At 64.5% G+C, this 1,021-nt stretch carries 1 protein-coding gene; it reads left to right on the top strand.

The features are described from left to right. Positions 1 to 23 precede the first annotated feature (23 nt). Entirely contained in the window at positions 24 to 902 is an 879-nt protein-coding gene (mmsB, locus tag ACTG4J_RS15435) for a 3-hydroxyisobutyrate dehydrogenase (protein WP_439140616.1), read from the top strand. Positions 903 to 1,021 lie beyond the last annotated feature (119 nt).

Here is a 1,021-nt window from a genome sequence, read left to right as displayed (position 1 = left end):
ATGCAGGCGAAAGGATAAGTGACATGAAGATCGGTTTCGTCGGTTTGGGCAATATGGGCGGGCCGATGGCGGCCAATCTGGCCGCTGCGGGCCATGCGGTGACGGGCTACGACATCACTGCTCAAGGGCCCGAGCGTGTCGTGATGGCCGCAACCGCCGCCGCGGCCGCCACGGGTGCAGAGGTGGTCATCACCATGCTGCCCAATGGCGCCATCCTGAAGGCGGTCGCCGCCGAGGTGATCCCGGCGATGGGTGGGGGTGCGGTGCTTTTGGATTGCTCCACCGTCGATGTCGCCAGCGCGCGCGACGTGGCGGAGATGGCCACGGCGGCGGGTCTGGGGGCGCTTGACGCGCCGGTCTCGGGCGGGGTCGGCGGGGCGGCTGCAGGCACGCTGACCTTCATGGTGGGCGGCAGCGATGCGGCCTTTGCCACGGCGCGGCCCCTGTTCGAGGTGATGGGCCAAAAGGCCGTGCATTGCGGCGCGGCGGGCAATGGGCAAGCGGCCAAGATCTGCAACAACATGATCTTGGGCGCGACGATGATTGCCACCTGCGAAGCCTTCGCCTTGGCCGACAAGCTGGGCCTTGATCGACAGGCGATGTATGATGTGGTCTCGACCTCGTCGGGACAAAGCTGGTCGATGACCAGCTATTGCCCTGCACCCGGCATCGGCCCAAAAAGCCCCGCCGACAACGGCTACCTGCCCGGCTTTGCCGCCGATCTGATGCTCAAGGATCTGCGGCTCAGCCAAGACGCCGCCGGAGGGGTGGATGCAGACACACCGATGGGCCAACTCGCCACCGCACTCTATGCGCAATTTGTCGAAGACGAAGATGGCAAGGGGCGCGATTTCTCCGCCATGCTGCCGCGATTCGAACGGCGTGGCAGGACAACGCCCTGATAATGATCTGAAAAACGGCCTTGGGGATGCCCGGTTTCCGTGGCATCCTGTGCAGGACACTCCAAGATATGTCCGCAAAAGACCCGGCACCGGGAAGTTTTTATCGGTGCACCTCGACG

It is taken from the genome of Roseicyclus sp. (assembly GCF_965662675.1).
In the GTDB taxonomy this organism is placed as follows: domain Bacteria; phylum Pseudomonadota; class Alphaproteobacteria; order Rhodobacterales; family Rhodobacteraceae; genus Roseicyclus.
This window is presented reverse-complemented; position numbering and strand designations above follow the sequence as displayed.